Source organism: Streptomyces uncialis (assembly GCF_036250755.1).
GTDB classification, from domain to species: Bacteria; Actinomycetota; Actinomycetes; order Streptomycetales; family Streptomycetaceae; genus Streptomyces; species Streptomyces uncialis.
Genome location: NZ_CP109583.1, coordinates 8,482,475 through 8,502,753, shown reverse-complemented (window position 1 = coordinate 8,502,753; position 20,279 = coordinate 8,482,475). Strand labels below are relative to the sequence as shown.

Sequence of the window (20,279 nt, the reverse complement as noted above, 5' to 3'; positions counted from 1 at the left end):
TCATGGCGAGCAACGTTCCCGCGTCCGACGGCGGAGCCGGGTTCCGCAAGCATCCCGGAGCGCGGTTCCTGCACGGCCCGCACCGGACGATCGGCGGGGTCGAGGCGTGGCTGGTCTGGGGTCTGTGCACGGTCTTCGTGATCTGGCTGTTCTCGATCCAGACCGGCTACGCGGTGGTGTCGCCGGAGATCCAGCGGACCGCCGCGCTCACGGTCGCCCAGATCGGGCTCGCGGGGTCGATCTACACCTGGGCGTTCGCGCTGTGCCAGTTCTTCTCCGGGGCGCTGCTGGACCGTTTCGGGTCCCGTCCGCTGCTGACGGTCGCGGTCGCCTTCGTCACCGCCGGGGCGTTCCTGTACGCGCAGACCGACAGCATGGGCACGCTCGTCGCGGCGCAGGTGGTTCTCGCGATCGGTTCCTCGTTCGGCTTCGTGGGCGCCGGGTACATCGGCGGTCAGTGGTTCCCGGCGGCGCGCTACGGGCTGATGTTCGGGCTGGTGCAGTCGCTGGCGTCGCTCGGGTCCGCCTTCGGTCAGCCCGCGATCTCCTGGCAGCTCGGTCATGTCGGCTGGCAGCAGCTGCTGAACGGATTCGGTGCGGCGGGGGTGCTGCTGATCGTTCTGTTCGCCCTGCTGGTCCGCAATCCCTCCCCCGGGCCGGAGCAACTGGCGCGGGCCACCTCCGCGAAGCGTCCGCCGCTCGTGTCCAGCATCTTCCGTGATCTCGGCGCCTGCTTCCGCAACCGGAACGTCGTCCTGTCGGCGGCGCTCGCCGGGGTGTCGTTCGGCTCGATGCTCGCCATGGGCGTGCTGTGGGGTCCGCGGGTGATGGAGGCACGCGGTGCGCAGAGTTCCCTGGCGGCGGTGCTGACGGCCGTGTCGTGGCTGGGGCTCGCCGTGGGCGCGCCGCTGTTCAATCTGCTGTCCGACCACTGGAACAACCGCCGCATCCCGGCCGTTGTCGGGGTCCTGCTCCAGGCCGCGGCGGTGACCCTGCTGATCTATCTGCCGACGGAGACCAACAGTGTCTCCGTCGTCACCATGTTCACCGTCGGGCTCTTCGCCGGCGCCCATATGCTCGGCTTCACGGTGGCCGGGGAATCCGTGCCCGGCGCCCTGGTCGGCAGCTCCGCCGCCATCGTCAACGGGGTCTGCTTCATCATCGGCGGTGTCCTCCAGGCGGTCCCCGGGCGGCTGCTGCCCGACAGTCCCGATCTGGCCGACTACGGTCACGCGCTGCTGATGATGCCGATCCTGCTCGTGCTCGGCGCGCTGGCCGGGCTGTTCCTCAAGGAGACCGCCACGTCTCGCGGGTAACGGGTCGGGGCGGTCATCCGGGGGGCGGCGGCGGGCCCGCGAAGAGGGCGAGGAGCGCGAGGTCGTCGGTGGCCCGGCCGCCGGTGTGCCGGCGTACGTCGGTGATGAGGAAGTCGAGCAGTTGCTCGGGGCCGGGGAAGCTCCGGCCGCGCAGCCGGGCGGGCGGGTCGTAGAAGACGCCGTGGGTGTCGCGTGCCTCGTCGAGCCCGTCGGTGTGGAACAGCAGCATCGACCCGTCGGGCAGCGGGTGTTCGTCCGTGCGGTCGGGCCAGCTGCCGAGTCCGGCCATGCCCAGCGGCAGGGCCGGGGCCGTGGGCGGCAGCCGGGTCACCTCGCCGCCGGGGCCCAGGATCAGCGGGGCGGGGTGGCCGCGGTTGACGAGCCGTACGGTGGCGGTGCCGGGCGGGATCTCGCCGAGGACCGCGGTGGTGAAGGACTCCGCGGCCTCGGCCGTGCCCCGGCGGGTCGCCTCGCGGCTCATCGCGCCGTCGAGCCGCCCGGCCAGCGCGCGCAGCGATGTCTCCTGGTCGGCGGCCTCCCGGAACGCCCCGATGGCCACGGCGACCTCGGCGACGGCGTCCAGGCCCTTGCCCTGGACGTCCCCCACGATCAGCCGTACCCCGCGCGCGGTGTCCTGCACGGCGAAGAGGTCGCCGCCGATGAAGGCGTCCGCGAGCGCGGCCTCGTAGCGGACGGCGACCGACAGCGCGCCGACCTGTGCGGGCGGGGTCGGCAGTACGGCCCGCTGCGCGGCCTCCGCGACGACCCGGGCGGAGGCCAGCCGCTCACCGCCGCGCCGGACGACCTGGTTGATCAGCAGTGCCAGGGCGGCCACGGTGATGAGGGTGACCTGTTCCGTGTAGGACTGCGGCGCGGCCAACGAGTGCTCGTAGGCGTGCAGCCCGGCGAGGACGACCACCGAGACGAGGCTGATCAGGAGCGTCGGCAGCCAGGAGAAGAACGGGGCGGCGATCAGGGGCGCCGCGGACAGCATCGGGACGGCCGTGTACTCGGTGGGCATCATGATGTCGTACACCGTCCCGGCCACGATCATCACGGCGGGCAGTACGGAGACGAACAGGGGCACTGTCGGGCGGGTCTGCGCCAGGTCCACGCGGGGCCTTCCTGTCGGGGTCGTCGGTCGGGTCCGGCCCGGGAGGCCGGTCCGCCCCCGGCGGCGGGGCTCCGGGCGGTCCCGGCGGCGGGGGCCGTCCGGTACGGCCGGCCCGGGGGGACGGACCGGCTCGCGCGTACCGGTCCGGGTGGGCGGTGACGCACCGTCGGCCAACCTTGCCAGAGCCGCGCGCCAACAGCCCGGCCACACGCCATGCGACGGCGAGCCCCGGGGCGAACCGCCGGTCCCGCCGCGACGCCCCCTTGGCCACGGCCGCCCCGGGTCACCGCTGCTTCCGGTACGGCGCCCCCTGCGGCCCGCGCGTGTGCCGTGCGGGGCGCCCGCTGTCCGGCGGGGGCCGGAACGCGCCCCGGTACGCCCGCCGAACGGGGCAAGCGGCGGTGTACGTACGTCCGTCCGCCCGTCGATGATCCGAAGCGACCCGATCCACCGCTGTCGCCCAGGAGGCCCCGTGCCCGTCGCCGCCCTCGACCACTCCGAGACCGGATACAGCCCGCGTCAGGCGTACTGGCTGGCCAGGGCCGCCCAGGCCGCGTACGCGGACGAGGACACCGCCCGGGAGGAGCTGGCCGGGTGGGGCTTCGGCCGCTTCCGGCACTTCCGGACCCCGCACGCGGCGCCGTTCCCGCTGGAGGACACCCAGGCGTACGTGGCCGGGAGCGACCGGATGGTGATCGTCGCGTTCCGGGGCACCGAACCTGCCGTGCTGAAGGACTGGCTGTCCGACGGGAACACCCCTCCCGTGCCGGGGCCCGCCGGGAAGGGGCTGGTGCATCTCGGCTTCCATCTGGCCCTCGCCTCGGTCCACGCGGAGGTCCGGGACACCGTCGTGGAGTTCGGCGGCGCGGGACGCAGCGTCTGGCTGACCGGGCACAGCCTCGGCGGCGCGCTGGCCATGCTCTCGGGGGCACGGCTGCGTTTCGAGGACCCGAACCTCAGCCCGCACGGCGTCTTCACCTACGGTCAGCCGCGCACCTGCGACCGGCTGCTGGCGACCGCGTACAACGACGCGTTGAAGAACCGCACCCACCGGTTCGTCAACAACAACGACATCGTGCCGCAGGTGCCGCCCGCGCCGGTGTTCTCCCATGTCGAGCGGCTGCGGTACTTCGACGCCGACGGCAGGCTGCACGACCGGATGCCGTTCGCCGCCGGGGTCGGCGACAGGATCGGCGGGATGACCGCCGACGCGTTCGCCCCCGCCTCCGACGGCATCCGGGACCATCTGATGGCCGCGTATCTGACGAACCTGGAGAAGAACGTGCCGCGCTGAACACGCCCGCCCCGGCGCACCGCCGTGCCCACCTCCACGGCGGCCGTCCGGAACCGTTGCACTAATCTGCAACGGTGCTGTGCCCGTGCGTGCCGCAGGCCCGGCCGGGTGGGGGATTCGAGGAGGGTGGACGGCTGTGGCGGTGCCGCTGTACCAGGCGAAGGCCGAGTTCTTCAAGATGCTCGGACATCCGGTGCGTATCCGGGTGCTGGAGCTGTTGCAGAACGGACCGACGGCGGTACGTGATCTGCTCGCCGAGATGGATGTCGAACCGGCCGCGCTCTCCCAGCAGCTCGCCGTGCTGCGCCGGTCCGGGATCGTCACCGCCACCCGTGAGGGCTCGACCGTGGTGTACGCGCTGGCGGGCGGGGACGTGGCGGATCTGATGCGGGCGGCCCGCCGGATCCTCACCGAGATGCTGGCCGGTCAGAACGTGCTGCTGGAGGAGCTGAGGGACGCCGACGTCGAACCCGGCTGACCTCGGCGGTGCCGGGGACCCGGCCGGTCGGGGAACTCCAAGCGCCCTCACCTCGTGCGGAGTTGCAGAATTCTGCAATTGACTACATCCTGTACGCGCTGGAGTGACCCGGGCCCGGCCGCCGTGGGCGGGGCGTCGTGCCGGGCGAGTCGTGGAGGGGTCCGAGGATCGTGTCGGTTCCGCTGTGTCAGGCGAAGGCCGGTGGCCCGCCGGGCCGTCCGGATCGGTCCCCGGGTGCGCGCCCGGCGGTGCCCGGGCCCCGGGGGGCACCGGACCGGCCGCCCGTCGCGGGACCGGGCGCCCCGAGGACCACGCGATGACGTTCCTGCACACCATGCCCGAGGGCCTGCCCCTGCGGAACGTCCTGTCCCTGCCCGCCGCCGGGAGCGCCGTGCGCACGGCGCGCGAGGTCACCGAACAGGTGCTGACCCAATGGGGCATCAGCCCCCGGCACCCCAGCGCGGACGCGGCGCTGCTGATCCTCGGCGAACTGGTCACCAACAGCGTCCGGCACGCGGCGGACCACTGCCCGAACCTCACCGTCATCCACACCGCCGGGCCGGGCACCCTCGCCTTCGGCGTCCATGACCGCCACCCCTATCAGCCCGCGCTGCACGGCGCGGTGGCCCACACCCCCGGCTCGGGCCTCGCGATGGTCACCGAACTCACCCTGGGCCTCGGCGGCACGGCGGTCGTCCGGCCGGACTCGGACGGCGGCGGCAAGAGCATCTGGATCACCCTTCCCCTGTAGCCGCCGCCCCGGCGGAGCCGGGACGTGTCCACAGGCCCGGACCGGCCCACGCGGAGGCCACGGACAGCACACGATGGCGGTGGCCCGGGGGTATCCGCGCGGCCGTGGTCCCGGACCGCGCGAGCGGCTCGGGACCGGCCGTCGGGCCGGTCTCGTGGCCGATGGCGCGGCAGTGCGGGGAGATCCTCGGGCCATGGCAGTTGAGGGTCTGGGAGGGATCGTCGCGGTTGAGGTCGAAGACGGCGAAGGCGGGGGCGTCACCGACGGGTTTGCGGTCGATGAGGATCGACAGCGACGTGGGCGGCGCCGGTCGCGCGAACTCCACGACATCGGCGTACACCTGCACGGAGCCCCGGCCGACCCGCACCGTGCCGGGTACGCAGCGGAAGGAGTTGGCGTACGTGGTGGTCCGTCCCGCGACGGTGAACAGCTCCCCGCTGATCACCCGCGAGGTGTCCGCGGCCTCCAGATCGATCCGCAGATCCACCCGGTTCGCCCCGTCGCTCCAGGAGTAGCGTCCGGAGAACGGCTGGCGGAGAGTGGCCATGTCGCCGGTCAGCTGGGCCAGGCCCCGGGTCAGGGTGTGCAGCGGGCCCCGGCGTTCCACCCCGGCGACCCAGTCGAGGATCAGTCCGTCCACGCCCTTGACCAGCAGGGAGCGGCGGGTGCCGTCGGCGGCGGGGGGCAGTGCGAGCAGGTGGTCGAGGCCGTGGGTGAAGTCGGCGGGCAGCGCCGCCCAGCCCGGCGCTCCGCTGTCCGGTCCCTGGCTGATGGGCACGTCACGGACGACCCCGGTCGCCCAGTTCAGGGTCAGGACGCGGTCGGCCTTGAAGAAGTACGTCTGCCAGGTGCCGTCGGCGTGGCACGGTGCCTGGAGCATGACGTCGACCCCGGAACACCAGTCGGCGGGGAGCAGTTCACCGAGGGTCCTGCTCCGGGGTCCGAGGCGCAGCCGGGTCCATCCGCTCATCTCATGCATCCCGCTGTCCCACTTCGCCCAGGCGTAGGTGTCACCGTGGAACAGCAGGAGTTGTCGTACGCCGTTCGCGTCGGGCAGTTGTAACGCGCCTTCGGCGCAGCTGGTCCACACCCCCCGCAGCCAGCCGAGGGCGCCGTCGTACGCGGTGGTCAGGGCGCCTTTGTGGAGCTGTGCCTCCTCGCCGACCACGAGGGCCTGTTCGTTGGAGACGAACAGCGCGTTCCATCCTCCCGTGGTGTGCGGAGCCATGTGCGACACCGTGTACTGGTATCCGGTCGGCTTGTACCTGAAGAGCGGCACGGGCGTTCCCCTTTCGGGCAGTTCGCGTGGGCCGGAACGGCTCCGGCGGTCGTTCGCCGTCACCCTGCCCCGCTCCCCCGGCGAAAAGTCCGATGGGCCGGAAATCGCCGGGCCGGTCCGGGGCGTTCGGCAGGTGCGCCTCATCCGAGCAGCGGCGATCCGCTTCCGGGCGGTCACCGAGGGCCGCGCCCGGACCGGCGCACGGCCCGCCACTGACGGGAAGAGGCTCCCCCGGTGCGCCCCGACCGCCTCGGGCCGGGGCTCGTTCACGGCCGGTGGGGCCGGGGCGGGTGTACGGACCCACCCGGGAGCGGGGCGGGCGTACGGCCGACGGGGGCGAAGTGGGCGTACGGCCGACGGGAGCGGGGCGGGTGTACAGCCGACGGCAGGGGACGGGTGTACGGCGCGGTGGGGAGCCCGGGGGTGTGCGGCCGGTGGGGGCCGTTGGCGTCCCGGGGCGTGGTGCGGGCGGGTGGTCAGGGGGCTCGCAGGGCGCGGACCGCGAGCCTCGCCGCCGTGCCGATCGCCGCGTCGGCGGCGGGCTGGCGGGCGGCGGTGCGGGCGGAGCGGGTGAAGACGGCCACCGCGTACCGGCCGCCGTCGGGGTACTCGACCACCCCGGCCTCGTTGCGGACGGTCGGCAGGGTGCCGGTCTTGCCGTGGACGCGGACGTCGTCGTACGGGAATCCGGAGGCGAGCCGGTGGGGCCACACCTGGAGGCCCAGCACCGCGCGCAGTTCGCGGGCCCGCCCCGCCGAGCACGCCTCGTCCCGCCAGAGCGCCGCGAGCAGCCTGGTCATCTCCCGGGGGGTACTGCGGTTGGCGCGGGCCGGGTCGAGGACCCGCAGCCGTCCCAGGACCGCCGGGTCGGACGCCAGCCGGGCCGGGTCGCCGCCGGAGTCCTCCTCGATGGAGGCGATGAGGTCGCGCATGGTCTGCACGGCGACCGTGCGGCGCAGCCCGAGGGCGCGCATGGCGTCGTTGACCGCGTCGAGTCCGACACGGTCGATGAGCAGGTCGGCCGCCGCGTTGTCGCTGACGGTGAGGGCCATCGCGAGCAGATCACGGACCGACATCCGGACCGGGCCGCTCAGCATCGACAGCCCGGTGGGGCCGGGGGTGCGGTCGCCGGGCAGCGACTCCAGCTGTTCGTCCAGGTCCAGGCGGCCCTCGTCGGCGAACCGCTGGACGGTGACCGCGAGGCACAGCTTGTGGACGCTGGCCGTGCTGACCGGGGTGTCCGCGGCGACGGCGACCTCGGCGCCGTCGCCCAGGTCGAGTGCGTGCATCCAGCCGGTGACCCCCGCGTCGGTGAACACGGACCGGATGCGGGAGCGGACACCGGTGCCCCGCGGGGTTCCTTCCCCGGGCGCGTTCATACGGTGTATCCGTAGGCGGGGCCGGGCAGCGTGGTCCGCCGGGCCGCGGCGGTCTCCATCACCGGGACCATTCCTCCTCGTTCGGTGAGCACGCTCCGCGCCACCTCGGCGAACAGCCGTACCACCGGATCGTCCTGCCGGCCGCGCAACCAGGCGGCGGACACCTGTTCCAGCAAGGGTTCGCCCTCCAGGGGATGCCAGGCCGTGCCCGGCGGCAGCTTGCGGTCGCGGGTGGCGAAGGTGACGGCCGTTCCGGAGAGGACCATGCCGTCGACGAACTCGGGGTCCTGTCCGGCGATCACCGTGCCCGGCTCGAAGCCGTGGCGGCGGCAGACCGCCAGTATCTCGGCGTGCAGGGCGGGCGCGGACGGCTGGGGGAACAGCACGAGGTCGAGTCCGCTGAGCGAGGCCAGCCCTACCGGCCCGCCCGCTCCCCCGTGCGGCGGCGGGGCGCCGGGCGGGCCGCAGCCAGCTCCCGGGGTGTGCGGCAGCACCACCCCGTACGGCCTGGACAGGACCTCGCCGAGGCCGAGTCCCGCCACGTCGACGGGGTACCGGAGCACTCCCACGTCGAGCGTCCCGGCCCGCAGTTCGGTGAGCTGGGTGCCCGCGCCGAGTTCCCGCAGGGCGAGCCGGACACCTGGCGAGCCGTCCCGGAATCCGCCGACCAGGGCCGCGACGACGGCGCTGCCGAGTTCCGGCGGCACGGCGGCGCGCAGCACCCCGGCCGCGCCGCTGCGCACCCGGGCGGCGACGCCGAGCAGGGTGTCGGCCCGCTCGATCAGGGGCCGTGCCTCGGCGAGCAGCAGCCGTCCGCCCTCGGTCAGTTCGACGCCCCGGCTGGTGCGGTCGAAGAGGCGCACGCCGAGTTCCCGCTCCAGCCGCTGGATGCGCTGCGAGAGCGACGGCTGGGCCATCCCGAGCCGGGCCGCCGCACGTCCGAAGTGTCTTTCTTCTGTAACGGCGACGAAGTACCGGACATGTTTGACCAGGTCCACGAGCAGCGATCATAGCCGTTCCGCTATGGGGGCGGACGGGATAGGGCTCTTGGCCCGGGAGCCGTCCGGCCTGCTGAGCTGGGGCCATGTCCGACAACAACGACGACGACAACGACTACAACGCGCACCACGGCCGCACGGCCTCCGGCCACGGCTCCGGTACAGGGTCCTCCCGGCCCCGGCGGCGGCTGCTGCCCGTGGCCGTCGCCCTGGTCGTCCTGGCCGGGGGCGGCACGGCGGCGTGGAGCCTGCTCGGCGGGGACGACGGGAAGCCCGACGCGCGGACCGCCGCGGTCGACGGCTTCCTCGACGCGTGGGCCCGCGGCGACGCCGACCGGGCCGGAGCGCACACCGACCGGCCCGCGGCGGCCTCCGCCCGGCTGACGAAGCTCGCCGAGGACCTGCCGGCCCGGAAGGTCTCCCTCGTCCGGGGCGCGCCCACCGATCAGGGCGGCCACCGGTTCCGTGCCACGTTCCGTCTCCCGGGCGGCGGCACCTGGGCCTACGACTCGTCGGCGCCCGTGGTCCGCGCGGACGGGCGCTGGGTGGTGCGCTGGAGTCCCGCCGTGCTGCATCCCCGGCTGACCGAGGGCAGCGAACTGGCCCTGCGGCCCGACACCGGGAACCGCGGGGAGCTGCGGGCCGCCGACGGCAGCCCGCTCGACGGGCTGGCCCCGGCGCTGGTCGGCAGCCCCGGGAAGAGCGGTCTCCAGTACCGCTACGACAAGCGGCTCGCCGGGAAGCCCGCGGACTCGGTGGCCATCGTCGGCACCAGCACCGGCCGGACGCTCGCCACCCTGCACACAGCCGAGGGCCGCCGGGGCGAGCCCGTGCGGACGACCCTGGACCCGGCCGTCCAGCGGGCCGCCGAGGGGGCGCTGAAGGGGCTGGACAAGAACGCGGCGGTCGTGGCCGTACGGCCGAGCACCGGGGAGATACTCGCCGCCGCCGACAATCCGCCCACCGGCGCGAACCGTTCCCTGCGCGGACGGTACGCGGCGGGCTCCGACTTCAAGGTGATCACCGCCGCCGCGCTGATCGGGAAGGGGGTACGGGGCGACACCCCGGTGCCCTGCCCGCGCTACGAGCGGGTGAACGGCCAGCGCTTCGAGAACCAGCACCTGTTCGCGCTGCCCGCCGGGTCGACGTTCCGGGAGGGCTTCGCCCGGTCCTGCAACACCGGCATCATCGGGCTGCGCGACCGGCTGGACGACGACAGTCTCAGCGAGGCGGCCGGATGGTTCGGCATCGGCCCGGAGTGGAACGCGGGCACCACCACGTACGACGGTTCCGTGCCGCGCACCACCGGCGAGAACGACAAGGCCGCCGCGATGATCGGGCAGGGCCGGGTGGAGGCGAGTCCGCTGGTGATGGCGTCGGTCGCGGCGACGGTGAAGGACGGGACGTTCCGTCAGCCGGTGCTGGTACCGGACGCGGCCGGGAAGCGCGCGAAGGCCACGGCCCCGCTGCCCGCCGGTACGGCGGCCGCACTGCGGTCCCTGATGCGGGCGGTGGTCACCGAGGGTTCGGGCGAGGCGCTGCGCGGGCTGCCCGGCGAGCCGGGCGCCAAGACCGGCACCGCCGAGTTCGGCACCGATTCGCCGCCGCGCACCCACGCCTGGTTCATCGGCTACCAGGGCGATCTGGCCTTCTCGGTGCTGATCGAGGACGGCGGGTCGGGCGGCGCGGACGCGGGTCCGGTGGCGGCGGAGTTCCTCGAAGCGGTGGCCGCGGGCGGCTGAGCGGGTTGCGGGTGGCTGAGCAGCGGGCGGCTCAGCGGGTGGCGGGCGGCCGAGCGCGGGCGGCCCAGCGGGTGGCGGGCCCTGGCCGGACGCACCGTCGCGGGGGCGGTGGTGGCCGGGCCGACGCCGGGCGGGACCTGGGCCGGGCGGGACCTGGGCCGGGCGGGCGGACGGTGCCAGGCGGGCGGGGTACGGGCGGGCCGAGGTCGGGCGGAGCGGGGCCGGGCGGGCCGGGCCGGGCGGGCCGGGGCCGTCAGGGGCGGGGTTCCGGGCCCGCGGTGTCGAGGGCGGCGCCCGCCTGGTCGGCGAGGATCACGGCGACGAGCCGGGCCGTCAGGGGCGGGGCCGTCCCCTCGGCGGGGGTGAGCATGAAGCGGCCTTGGTAGTGGCCGTTGCCGATGGCCCGCAGTTCGATCTCGCCCCGGGGCCAGCCCCGCTGGTCGACGTCCCAGCGGCGGCGTCCGGCGCTGACCCCGCCGTCCTGCTCAAGCCGGGGCGGGTGGCCGAGCAGGGAGCCGTACTCGAAGCGGCAGTCGCGCAGCTGGAGCAGTTCGGTCAGCTGGCCCTTGACATGGGTGACGACCGCGTCGGCGGAGGTCGTGGCGCGGGCCAGTTCGGCGGTGTCGTGGATACGGGCGAGGTCCGCCGCGCCGGTGACCACGACGACCTCCAGACGCCGGGCCCGGGCGCCCAGCTGGGACACCACCAGGCCGACGGCGAGGAGCAGGACGGCCGTCTCGACATCGTCGGCGGCGTCGATACCGAGGCTCTGGTAGGGGCGGGTGAGGAGGAAGTCGAACCACACCGCGGCGGACACCGCGGTGAGCGCGCCCGCCACCCGGTTGCCGCCCGCCGCGACAGCGACGACGACCACGACGAGGACCAGTGCCGCGTTGGTGTGCGACAGGCTGTCCCGGAAGGGCACGAGCAACAGCGCGACCAGCGGCGGGCCCACCAGGGCGGCCACCACCGCGACACGGTCACGCAGGGGGTACTTGGTCACTCCGTCACCTCCGCCCCACTGCTTACCACGGAGGCTCCCGGCAACCGGGGCGCCGCGCCCCCTTGAGTGCGCGTTCCACGGTGACCCCGGGCGGGCCGTCGTGCGCCGACCGTCGCGCTTGGTCGCCCAGGTCCGCCGCGCCTACGATCCGTGCATGAAGAACCCTCCTCCGGCCTCGCGCCCGCAGCCCCTGACGCTTCGCTCCGGCCGTTCCGACCGGATCTCGCTGGAGGACGGAGCCGTGTCGCTGACGCGGGGCGCGGTCCGAAGGCGCATACCGCTGACGGCCGTCGAGGAGGCCCGGACACCGGACGGCCGGACCCTGGAGATCGTGCTGACCGCGGCTCCGGGCAGGGCGGCGACCACGTACCGCTTCACGAGCCGCTACGCGGCGACGCTGGCCGCGCTCCGTGACGCGGTCAACGCCGGGCGGCCCCCGCGGGACGTGCACACGCCCCGTGTCGACGGGGAATCACTGGTGGAGGTCGTGGCACGGGAAGCCGCGGTCCGGCTCCGCGACGACATGCCACGGGTCCGCCGCCTGATCGGTGTCGCGCTGTATCTGGCGGGCCTGGCGCTGATGCTCGTGGCGGGGGACGGGGACGCCGTCCTGTACTGGGCCTTCGGGGCGGTGACCCTGGCCGGGGTGGTGGGATCGGTCAAGATCGTCAAGGGGCTGTGGCTGCGGATCGTTCTGCGGGGACGCGGCGTCTCCGTCACGGCGGAACACGAGCTCTCCGGCGACAGGAAGAACCTCTACCGCTTCACCGACACACAGGGTGTGGAGCACCGGGTTCCGATCGGCTTCGACACACAGAGCCATCAGCATCCGGAGCAGATACAGGTGACGTACGACCCGAACCGCCCCGGACGGGCCACGTCCGTACTGCCCTCGTCGGTCGTCCTCGCCCAGGTGAGCGGGCTCGTGCTGCTCGGTGTCCCGGCGCTGGTCTTCACCGCGTACGTGTTCCTCTATCTGCCGGTCGAGGTGCTGTTCCTCTGAGCGCCGCGCCCCCGGCGCCGGTCACGCGGCCGTCACCGTCCCCTCCACCTCCGTCAGCAGCCGCAGCGCCCGCGACACACTGTCCGGCCGGGCGGGCAGCAGCGGCAGCCGTACCTCGGCGGTGGGGATCAGGCCGCGTTCGTGCAGGACCCCCTTGACGACCGCGGGGTTGGGTTCGCGGAACAGCGCGGCCGACATCCGGGCCAGGGCGTGCCCGAGGTCCCGGGCCCGTACGGTGTCACCGGACCGCCAGGCGGCGGCGAGTTCGGCGAACCGGCCGGTGGCGAGATGCGCGGAGGCGAGGATCGCGCCGGAGGCGCCGAGCGCGAGGAGCGGGGAGACGAAGACGTCGTCGCCCGCGAGGACGGAGAACCCGGGCACCGGGTCGCCCAGCAGTTCCATGGTGTCCTGGGTGATGGCGCCCGGTGCGTACTTGACTGCGGCGACGCCGGGAATCCGGGCCAGCGCGCGGAGCGCGTCCACGCTCAGCGGCAGCCCGGTGCGGTAGGGAATGTGATAGACGATCAGCGGGACGGGGCAGGCCGCCGCCAGCCGGGTGAAGTGGGCGACGACGCCTTCCTCGGACGGGCGGGTGAAGGCGGGGACCGTCACCAGCGCCGCGCTCGCCCCGGTCCCGGCGAGACCGGCCAGCGCGCGCTCACCGGCCCGGGTGTCGTTGGACCCCGCGCCGACCGTCAGGTGGGCGCCGCGTTCCTCGCAGACCCGGGCGCAGACCTCCACGACCGTCCGCCGTTCGTCCGCGTCGAGCACGGCGGTCTCGCCTGTCGTGCCCAGGGCCACGAGTCCGGTGGCGCCCGCGTCCAGGGCGGCACGGGCGAGCGCTTCGAGTGCGTCCGCCGCCACCGTCCCCTCGGCGGTGAAGGGGGTGATGAGCGGTACGTGGAGCCCGTCGACGGGTGTGTGCCAGGTCATGTGGCAAGGGTGGTCCGCGGGGTACCGGTAGGTCCAGTTCGCGTTTCCGAGCCGACACGTAAGCTGAACTGATGCTCGATGTCCGGCGTCTGCGTCTGCTGAGGGAGCTGTCGCACCGGGGCACCATCGCCGCGGTCGCGGAAGCGCTCTCCTTCACGCCGTCCGCCGTCTCCCAGCAGTTGAGCGTCCTCGAACGCGAGGCGGGTGTCGCCCTGCTGGAACGGTCCGGGCGGCGGGTCGCGCTCACGCCCGCCGGTCAGCGGCTGGTGTGCCGTACGGAGGACGTGCTGGAGCGGCTGGAGCTGGCCGCCGCCGAGCTGGCCGAGGCGCGGCACGGCCCGTCGGGTCCGTTGCGCATCGGGGCGTTCCCCAGCGCGACCCGGGCGATCCTGCCCGCCGCGCTGACCGTGCTGGGCGCCCGGTATCCGGGGCTGGAGCCCCTGGTGTCGGAGACCGACCCGGCGCGGGTGGCAGACGCGCTGCGGGCGGGTGACCTGGATGTCGCGCTGCTGCACGAGTACGACTTCGTGCCCGCGCCCACCGAGCCCGGACTCGCGGTCGAGCCGCTGTGCGCCGAGCCGATGTACCTGGCGTCGGCCGCTCCGGCCCGTACGACGGGGACCGGGCTGTCCGTGCTCGCCGGGTGGAGCGCCGCCCCCTGGATCACCGCGACGCCCGGGACCCTCTGCCACACGATGACGGTACGGGCGTGCCAGGCCGCGGGCTTCACCCCCCATGTCCGCCACCGGGTCGACGACTTCACCACGGTGCTCGCGCTGGTGGCCGCCGGTCAGGGGGTCGCGCTGGTGCCGCGTCTCGGGCTGGTGGACGTACCGGCCGCCGTCTCGCTGACCCGGCTGCCCGTGCGGCGGCGCACCACGATCGCGTACCGCCGTGGCGCGGGACGGCATCCGGCGATCACCGCCGTGGCCGAGGCGCTGCGCGGCGCGGTCCCGGCGGAGCTGACCGGGGGGTCGTGACGTCGGCGGGGTGGTGCGACGGGCACGGGGGCGGGGCGACGGGGGCGGGGCCGGTGGGGCGGTACTGAGGACGGGCCCGGGCTGATGGCGGCCGGACGGTGTCGGGGCGACGGCCGCCGCCGTTCGGTGCCGGTGGCGACCGGGGTCGTGGCGGTGCCGACCGGTGCCCCCCGCGCGGCCGGACGCGATCAGTACGGGCCGGCCGGGGCCCTGGGCGCGTGATCCGGGCAGTCCGGTGCGGAGCAGCGCGCTGGTGGGTGTGCGAGCAGGGCCGTGACGCGGTCCCGGGAGCGGTCGTCGGCGGGTGTGTGGACGACGATCCGGGTCTCGGGGGTGCCGGCGAGGTCGAGGCTCGTGCTGGTCAGCCGTACTTCCCCGACCTCGTCGTAGTGCAGGACCCGGGTCCTGGGGCCGGGCTCGGCGACGTCATGCGCACTCCACATCCGGGCGAACTCAGGGCTGGCGGCGGCCAGTCCGTGGACGAAGCGGGTCCAGGAGGGGTCGGTCAGATGACGCCCGAACGCCGCCCGCAGCATCGCGACCATGGGGGTGACATCGGCGATCGGGTCGATGAACAGATTGCAGCACGACCTCGCGGTGAAGTGCTGCCGGAGCACATTGCGGCGCTCGGGCGGTTCGGCCACGAAGCCGTGGAACAGCCTCGCGTACGTGGCGTTCCACGCCTTCAGATCGAAGCGGCTGGAGTAGACGGCGGCGGCGAGCGGACCGAGGGCGTCGAGGATGAGCTGCACCTCGGGGCCCAGGGGACGTTCCTCCACGGCAGCGGTCGGCGGGACGGTGGGGACACCGGCCAGCCGGTACAGGTGCTCGCGTTCGGCGTGGTCGAGCCGGAGCGTGCGGGCGACCGCGTCCAGTACCTGGGTGCTGGCGTTGATCGGGCGGCCCTGCTCCAGCCAGGTGTACCAGGTGACACCGACCCCGGCGAGCTGGGCGACCTCCTCGCGGCGCAGTCCCGGGGTGCGCCGTCGGATGCCGGGCGCGAGACCCACGTCGGCCGGGGCGACACGGCCCCGGCGGCTGCGCAGGAAGGCGGCCAACTCGGCCCGGCGCGAAGGTCGGTGGCTCGATACCGGTGCGGTGGTCATCCGGCCATCCTGACCGAGGGCCGGTACGGGTACCAGGTGCTGTCGGTACCAGGATCACCGGGCTTCTGCCACCGTTCCCCTCCGCGCCGCACGCTGCTCGGCATGACCACACCCAGTTCACCGGCCACGTCCCTCCGGGGCGGGACGCGGCCGCTGCTCCTCGTCGTGCTGGCCGGGCAGTTCATGGCGATCCTCGACGCCACCATCGTGACGGTGGCGGCGCCGTCCGTCCGCGCGGATCTGGGCGCCTCCGGGGCGGCCCTCCAGTTCGTCGTGGCCGGGTACACGGTCGTGTACGCGGTGCTCCTGGTCACCGGCGCGCGGCTGGGCCGGATGTTCGGTCACCGGCGGCTGTTCCTCATCGGGCTCGCCCTGTTCACGGTGGCGTCCCTGGCATGCGGTCTCGCCGGGACGACCGAACGGCTCGTCGCCTTCAGGCTGTTCCAGGGTGCCGGGGCCGCGCTGATGGTGCCCCAGGTGCTCAGTCTCATCCAGCTGGCCTTCACGGGCGCGGCCCGGGCGCGGGCCGTCAGCGCGTACACGACCGTGCTGGCGGGCGGGGCCGTCACCGGGCAGGTGCTCGGCGGGGTCCTGACCGGCGCGGACATCGCGGGCTCCGGCTGGCGTCCGGTCTTCCTGGTGAACGTGCCCATCGGGCTCGTACTGCTGGTGGCCGCGGCACGTCTGCTGCCCGTGGACCGGCTGCCCGCCGACCGTGCCCGGGGCGCGCGGGGACTCGATCTCCCGGGGCTGCTGACACTGTCGTCCGCCGTACTGCTGCTGGTCGTGCCGTTGACGGTGGGGCACGAGTGGGGGTGGCCGGTGGAATGCCTGTTGATGCTGGCGGGCAGTGCGGTGTTCTTCGGTGTGTTCGCCGTGACCCAGCGCGCCGCGGCCGTGCCGCTGCTGCCGCGCGCGGTGCTGCGGGCGCCGGGGGCGGTGCCCGCGACCATGGCCGTCTTCCTGATGATGGCCGGGTACGCGGGGTTCCTGTTCGCCATGACGCTGTACTTCCAGGGCGGTCTCGGGCTGTCCCCACTGGCGGCGGGTCTGGCCTTTGTCCTGCCCGCCCTGGGATTCGGGCTGGTGGGGCTGAACTGGCGGCGGGTCCCTGCCCGGTACCACCACGGGCTGGTCCCGGCGGCGCTGGCCGTGTCGGCCTCGGGCTACGCCGGTGTGGCTCTGGTCGCGTCCGGGCTCGGCCCGGCCGGTCCGCTGTACCAGCTGTCCGCGACTCTCGCGGGTGCGGGGATGGGTGCGGCGTACGGTCCCGCGCTGCACGCGGCGCTGTCGCGGGTGGCGCCCCGGGACGCGGCGGACGCGAGCGGGCTGACGGCGACGGCGACCCAGCTCGGGCAGGCCGTCGGGGTCGCGGTGCTGGGCGGTGTCTACCTCGCGATGGCACCGTCCGCCACGTCGTCGGGTACGGCCGGGGCCGGGGCGGCCGTCAACCTCGTCGCCGCCTGCCTCATGCTGCTGGCCGGACTGTGTGCCGCGTTCATCCCCCGCCGCTGACCGCACACGTCGGGCTGTCCGCGGCCGGGCGGGGCGTTGTCCTGCCACGGCCGCCGGGGTCGTCGGCGGTGGCAGAGGCCGTCGGCCGCCGGTTCAGGTCGCCGGGTCGTCGGCCGCCCGTGCCGTCAGTAGCCCGCCGGGTGGAAGCGTCCGCCCTGTTCGACGCCCGCCCGGGCGAGGACGAAGTCACGTGAGCGGTCGACCTGCTGGACCACCTTGCGCTCGTCGACGCCGACGAGGCGCCCGCCGGACTTCACCCGGCGCCCGGCGACCCACACGGAGTCGACCAGTCCGGGATGGCCCGCGAGCACGACCGCGCCCGCGGCGTTGTTCATCGGCGCCATCTCGATACCGTCCGCCCGGAGCAGCACCACGTCGGCGTCCTTGCCGGGGGTGAGGGACCCGATGCGGTGGTCGAGCCGGAGCGCCTTGGCACCGTTGATGGTGGCGAACTCGATGGCGTCCTTGGTGCTCACCGGCAGTTGCTCGTCCAGGGTCTCGCCTCGGCGCGCGGCGTCCGCGTGGGCGAAGGCGCGTTCCACGAGGAGCACGGTGCGCATCACCTGGAAGAGATGGCCGCTGTTGCAGGTGGCGATGTCGATGCCGAGGCTGGGGGCCATGCCCACGTCGAGCAGGCGCCGGGTGGCGGGCCAGCCGTGGCCCATCTGCATCTCGATCTCGGGGGTCATCGCGGCCGAGCAGCCGGAGTCGGCCATGATCCGGAACTCGTCGTCCGCGAGCGAGTTGCAGTGCGCGCACACCACGTCGGGGCCGAGCAGTCCGTTCTCGGCGAGCCAGGCGACCGGGCGGTCGCGTCCCCAGGCGCCGTCACCGACATGGACGGAGATCAGGACGCCCAGTTCCCTGGCGAGTGCCCAGTCGTCGAGGGTGACGTCCTTGGTGGCGTACTGGGGGCCGCGCAGGGCCATGCCCATCCGGACGAGCTGGTCGTCGGAGGAGAAGTGCTGGGCGCGTACCCGGCGGGCGTCGGCGGCGTTCGTCGGGCGGTCGCTGACCGGGAGCCATTCGTCGTTGCTGTTGCCGTAGCACATGACGAATCTGCCGTGGGTCGCCTTGAGCGCCTCGACCGCCGCGTCCGCGTGCTCGGGGGTGTTCATGTTGTGCGACCAGTCGAGGACGGTCGTCACACCGCCGTTGAGTGCTTCGTAGGCCCCGGCGAGGTTCCCCGCGTAGACGTCCTCGGGCCGGAAGTGTCCGCCGAGCTGTACGCGTACCCCGGCGAAGTACTGGCTGAGGGTCCAGTCGGCGGCGATGTTGCGCAGCACGGTCTGCCAGAGGTGGCGGTGGGTGTCGATCATGCCCGGCATCACGATGGTGCCGCGCCCGTCGACGATCTCCGCACCGTCGGACGGCAGGTCGTGTCCGACCGCGGCGATCCTGGTGCCCTCGATGAGGAGGTCGGCACCGTCGAGGTTCCCGAGGGCCGGGTCGACGCTGATGATCGAGGCGTTCTGGATGAGGGTTCGCTTCACCACGTTCTCCTCTGCATTGAGCTGGGCTGCCCGCACGGAGGCCGGGGGGTGTGGTGGCGCCTCTCGTCGTCCGGTGAGCGTAGGAACGCGCCGCGCGCACTGTCAAGCCTCACTGGACATGTGGCGCGGGGTGACGCGACGGGCCGCGCACGGCTCCCGGCAACGGGCGCGGGCGGGCCGGGTGTTGGGCGGCGACCGCCACGGGCGACCTCGCGAGGATTACCGTACGTAATGAAGTGTGCAGTTCAGAGGAGTACGGGGAGGAGTACTGGGGGCTTTCTGCGGCCCCTCGGGCGGGGAGGCCCGTAGCGCGTCCTGGAGGCGCGTCGCCGCGCTCCCGGGACCGTTCCGCAGGTGATGCGGCGGGCGGGGCGATCACCTTCGTACAGTCTGGCTGCACATCCGGGTGTGCGGTCTAGACTGACACGCGTGACGCAAACGACCCCCGCACAGGCCCCGGACCCCCGTACCGCAGCCCTGGGCGGGCGGCTGAGGTCCGCGCGTCAGGCGCGGGGCGAGTCGGTGCGCGGGCTCGCGCGCCGGATCGGCTGTTCGGCGAGTCTGCTCTCCCAGATCGAGCTCGGCAGATCGGCGCCCTCGGTGGGAGTCCTCTACAGCCTGGCGGGCGCACTGGAGGTGTCCACCGACTTCCTGCTCCGGCCGGGGGCGGCGGCGGACCCGGCGGGCGGGGGCGGCCCCGGCGCCACCGGGCGGCGCTCCGGTACGCCGGACATCCCGGCCTCCGACGGCTTGCGGTCGCTGCGCAGACTGCCGCCGTCCTACCCGGCGCAGATCCAGCGGGCCGACGGCCGCCGCGCCCTCGACTTCGGCAACGGTGTCCGCTGGGAACGGCTGACGACGGTGTCGGACGCCCAGGTCGACTTCCTGGAGATCGTCTACGAGCCGGGGGGCTCCTCGGACGAGGACGGTCACGGCGCGGGTCATGAGGGCTTCGAGTACGGAGTGGTGACCGAGGGCGAGCTGACCGTCCAGGTCGGCGACGAGGAGTGCGTACTGGGAGTGGGTGACTCGATCTCGTTCGACTCGCGCACCCCGCATGTCTTCGGGAACACGGGAACGGTGACCGCGCGCGCCATCTGGTTCGTCGTCCACGACACCCTGCCCGGGAAGCGCTGACGAGGCGATGGGAGCACCCTCGCGGCCGGCCTTCAGGGCCGGACCGAACTCCCGTGCATCACCCATCATTTGGCACACTGGGCCGAAGGCGGTCGTCCCGTGCGCGCGGTGGCGCTCCCCGCGGGAGGCAAGGGTGAAGGGCAGCGATGAGGATCCTGGAAACCGTCACGTTCGACGTGGTGATGCGGCACTTCGCGCAGGAGCATCCCTTCGACGACACATACGCGGACAACTACAACGACGACGCCGAGGTCAATCTCCGCGGCGCCGAGCGGCTTCTCGGCGGGCTGTGGCACAAGGTGCTGCTGGACCGCGCCGAGCTGTTGTCGGTGGTCCTGCCCTGGCACGTGGGTGAGTACGGCGAGGTGGAGCTGATCCCGCCGACCGGACTGACCGTGGCCGGGACCGCCGACCGGCTGCGCGCGCTGGACTCCTCGTACGCGCGGACCAATCCGGCGTGCGCGCGGAAGCTGGAGTACCAGTCGGGCTCGCCCCGGCAGCCGGTGTTCCTCAGCACCCGGACGGTGCCCGGCGCCGACTACGACGAGATGACGGCCCGGGAAGGGCTCATCCATCTGGACGGGCTGCATCGGATGCTGGCGTGGGAGCGGAGCGGTGCGGAGATGGCCGGGGCGGGGGTCCCCGCATATGTGGCGGGGCTGGGCCCCGCCGAGGTACTTCGGTACTCCGACGGGCCCGCCCGCGAGTACGGGATCGCCTCCCCCCGTCCCTAGGGCCGGTTCCCCGGCGCGCGCAGG

General features: G+C 73.9%; 18 protein-coding genes. 10 read left to right on the top strand and 8 right to left on the bottom strand.

What is annotated here, in order from left to right; translation table 11 throughout:
- Nucleotides 1–2: 2 nt before the first annotated feature.
- Nucleotides 3–1,316: an MFS transporter gene (locus OG711_RS35685; RefSeq protein WP_266511768.1), complete on the top strand. Its 1,314-nt coding sequence runs from the start codon at nt 3–5 to the stop codon at nt 1,314–1,316.
- A 13-nt stretch (nt 1,317–1,329) separates the two neighbouring features.
- On the opposite strand, the gene OG711_RS35680 is transcribed toward OG711_RS35685, so the two are convergent.
- Nucleotides 1,330–2,370, bottom strand: coding sequence for a PP2C family protein-serine/threonine phosphatase (locus OG711_RS35680; protein WP_079184709.1), 1,041 nt, complete (start codon nt 2,368–2,370; stop codon nt 1,330–1,332).
- 532 nt (nt 2,371–2,902) lie between these two features.
- On the opposite strand from OG711_RS35680, the gene OG711_RS35675 reads away from it, so the two are divergent.
- The 3 genes from OG711_RS35675 (at nt 2,903) to OG711_RS35665 (ending at nt 4,953) form a co-directional block, all read left to right on the top strand.
- Nucleotides 2,903–3,724 carry a lipase family protein gene (locus OG711_RS35675; protein WP_329562840.1) on the top strand — a complete coding sequence of 274 codons (822 nt, stop codon included), beginning with the start codon at nt 2,903–2,905 and terminating at the stop codon, nt 3,722–3,724.
- Nucleotides 3,725–3,860: 136 nt separating this feature from the next.
- Nucleotides 3,861–4,202 (top strand): ArsR/SmtB family transcription factor, encoded by a 342-nt coding sequence (locus OG711_RS35670; RefSeq protein ID WP_073788749.1) that lies wholly within the window; start codon nt 3,861–3,863, stop codon nt 4,200–4,202.
- 316 nt (nt 4,203–4,518) lie between these two features.
- Complete coding sequence (locus OG711_RS35665; RefSeq protein WP_079184656.1) at nt 4,519–4,953, top strand: ATP-binding protein; 435 nt, start codon at nt 4,519–4,521, stop codon at nt 4,951–4,953.
- Here the strand turns inward: OG711_RS35665 and OG711_RS35660 are convergent.
- The 3 genes from OG711_RS35660 to OG711_RS35650 all read right to left on the bottom strand — a co-directional run bounded on the left by OG711_RS35660 (nt 4,937) and on the right by OG711_RS35650 (nt 8,609).
- The gene (locus tag OG711_RS35660; RefSeq protein ID WP_329562837.1) at nt 4,937–6,232 is read right to left on the bottom strand and encodes a hypothetical protein; all 1,296 of its coding nucleotides are present in this window, start codon (nt 6,230–6,232) and stop codon (nt 4,937–4,939) included. The two genes, OG711_RS35665 and OG711_RS35660, sit on opposite strands and share 17 nt — an antisense overlap.
- 476 nt (nt 6,233–6,708) lie before the next feature.
- On the bottom strand, nt 6,709–7,611 hold the full coding sequence (locus OG711_RS35655; RefSeq protein WP_073788778.1) for a serine hydrolase: 903 nt from the start codon (nt 7,609–7,611) through the stop codon (nt 6,709–6,711).
- A complete protein-coding gene (locus OG711_RS35650; protein WP_266511784.1) occupies nt 7,608–8,609 on the bottom strand; it encodes a LysR family transcriptional regulator in 1,002 nt (333 codons plus the stop codon). The genes OG711_RS35655 and OG711_RS35650 overlap by 4 nt, the downstream gene beginning before the upstream one ends.
- A gap of 86 nt (nt 8,610–8,695) precedes the next feature.
- On the opposite strand from OG711_RS35650, the gene OG711_RS35645 reads away from it, so the two are divergent.
- A complete protein-coding gene (locus OG711_RS35645) occupies nt 8,696–10,351 on the top strand; it encodes a penicillin-binding transpeptidase domain-containing protein (RefSeq protein WP_329562832.1) in 1,656 nt (551 codons plus the stop codon).
- A 253-nt stretch (nt 10,352–10,604) separates the two neighbouring features.
- Here OG711_RS35645 and OG711_RS35640 read toward each other — a convergent pair whose 3' ends face one another.
- Entirely contained in the window at nt 10,605–11,354 is a 750-nt protein-coding gene (locus OG711_RS35640) for a DUF4118 domain-containing protein (protein WP_073788782.1), read from the bottom strand.
- A 154-nt stretch (nt 11,355–11,508) separates the two neighbouring features.
- On the opposite strand from OG711_RS35640, the gene OG711_RS35635 reads away from it, so the two are divergent.
- Nucleotides 11,509–12,357 (top strand): hypothetical protein, encoded by an 849-nt coding sequence (locus tag OG711_RS35635; RefSeq protein ID WP_329562830.1) that lies wholly within the window; start codon nt 11,509–11,511, stop codon nt 12,355–12,357.
- 21 nt (nt 12,358–12,378) lie between these two features.
- Here OG711_RS35635 and OG711_RS35630 read toward each other — a convergent pair whose 3' ends face one another.
- On the bottom strand, nt 12,379–13,290 hold the full coding sequence (locus tag OG711_RS35630) for a dihydrodipicolinate synthase family protein (RefSeq protein ID WP_266511795.1): 912 nt from the start codon (nt 13,288–13,290) through the stop codon (nt 12,379–12,381).
- Between the two features lie 71 nt (nt 13,291–13,361).
- Here OG711_RS35630 and OG711_RS35625 point away from each other — a divergent pair, with 71 nt between their 5' ends.
- Entirely contained in the window at nt 13,362–14,270 is a 909-nt protein-coding gene (locus tag OG711_RS35625) for a LysR family transcriptional regulator (protein ID WP_329562827.1), read from the top strand.
- A 188-nt stretch (nt 14,271–14,458) separates the two neighbouring features.
- Here OG711_RS35625 and OG711_RS35620 read toward each other — a convergent pair whose 3' ends face one another.
- Nucleotides 14,459–15,376 carry a helix-turn-helix transcriptional regulator gene (locus OG711_RS35620; RefSeq protein WP_079184658.1) on the bottom strand — a complete coding sequence of 306 codons (918 nt, stop codon included), beginning with the start codon at nt 15,374–15,376 and terminating at the stop codon, nt 14,459–14,461.
- 102 nt (nt 15,377–15,478) lie between these two features.
- On the opposite strand from OG711_RS35620, the gene OG711_RS35615 reads away from it, so the two are divergent.
- On the top strand, nt 15,479–16,891 hold the full coding sequence (locus OG711_RS35615; protein ID WP_329562825.1) for an MFS transporter: 1,413 nt from the start codon (nt 15,479–15,481) through the stop codon (nt 16,889–16,891).
- Nucleotides 16,892–17,016: 125 nt separating this feature from the next.
- Here the strand turns inward: OG711_RS35615 and OG711_RS35610 are convergent, their stop codons facing one another.
- Entirely contained in the window at nt 17,017–18,384 is a 1,368-nt protein-coding gene (locus OG711_RS35610) for an amidohydrolase family protein (RefSeq protein ID WP_266511805.1), read from the bottom strand.
- A gap of 429 nt (nt 18,385–18,813) precedes the next feature.
- On the opposite strand from OG711_RS35610, the gene OG711_RS35605 reads away from it, so the two are divergent.
- Both OG711_RS35605 and OG711_RS35600 read left to right on the top strand, forming a co-directional pair.
- On the top strand, nt 18,814–19,521 hold the full coding sequence (locus tag OG711_RS35605; RefSeq protein ID WP_329562823.1) for a helix-turn-helix domain-containing protein: 708 nt from the start codon (nt 18,814–18,816) through the stop codon (nt 19,519–19,521).
- A 146-nt stretch (nt 19,522–19,667) separates the two neighbouring features.
- Nucleotides 19,668–20,255, top strand: a complete 588-nt coding sequence (locus OG711_RS35600) for a DUF6309 family protein (protein ID WP_329562821.1) — start codon at nt 19,668–19,670, stop codon at nt 20,253–20,255.
- The last annotated feature ends 24 nt before the right edge of the window (nt 20,256–20,279 follow it).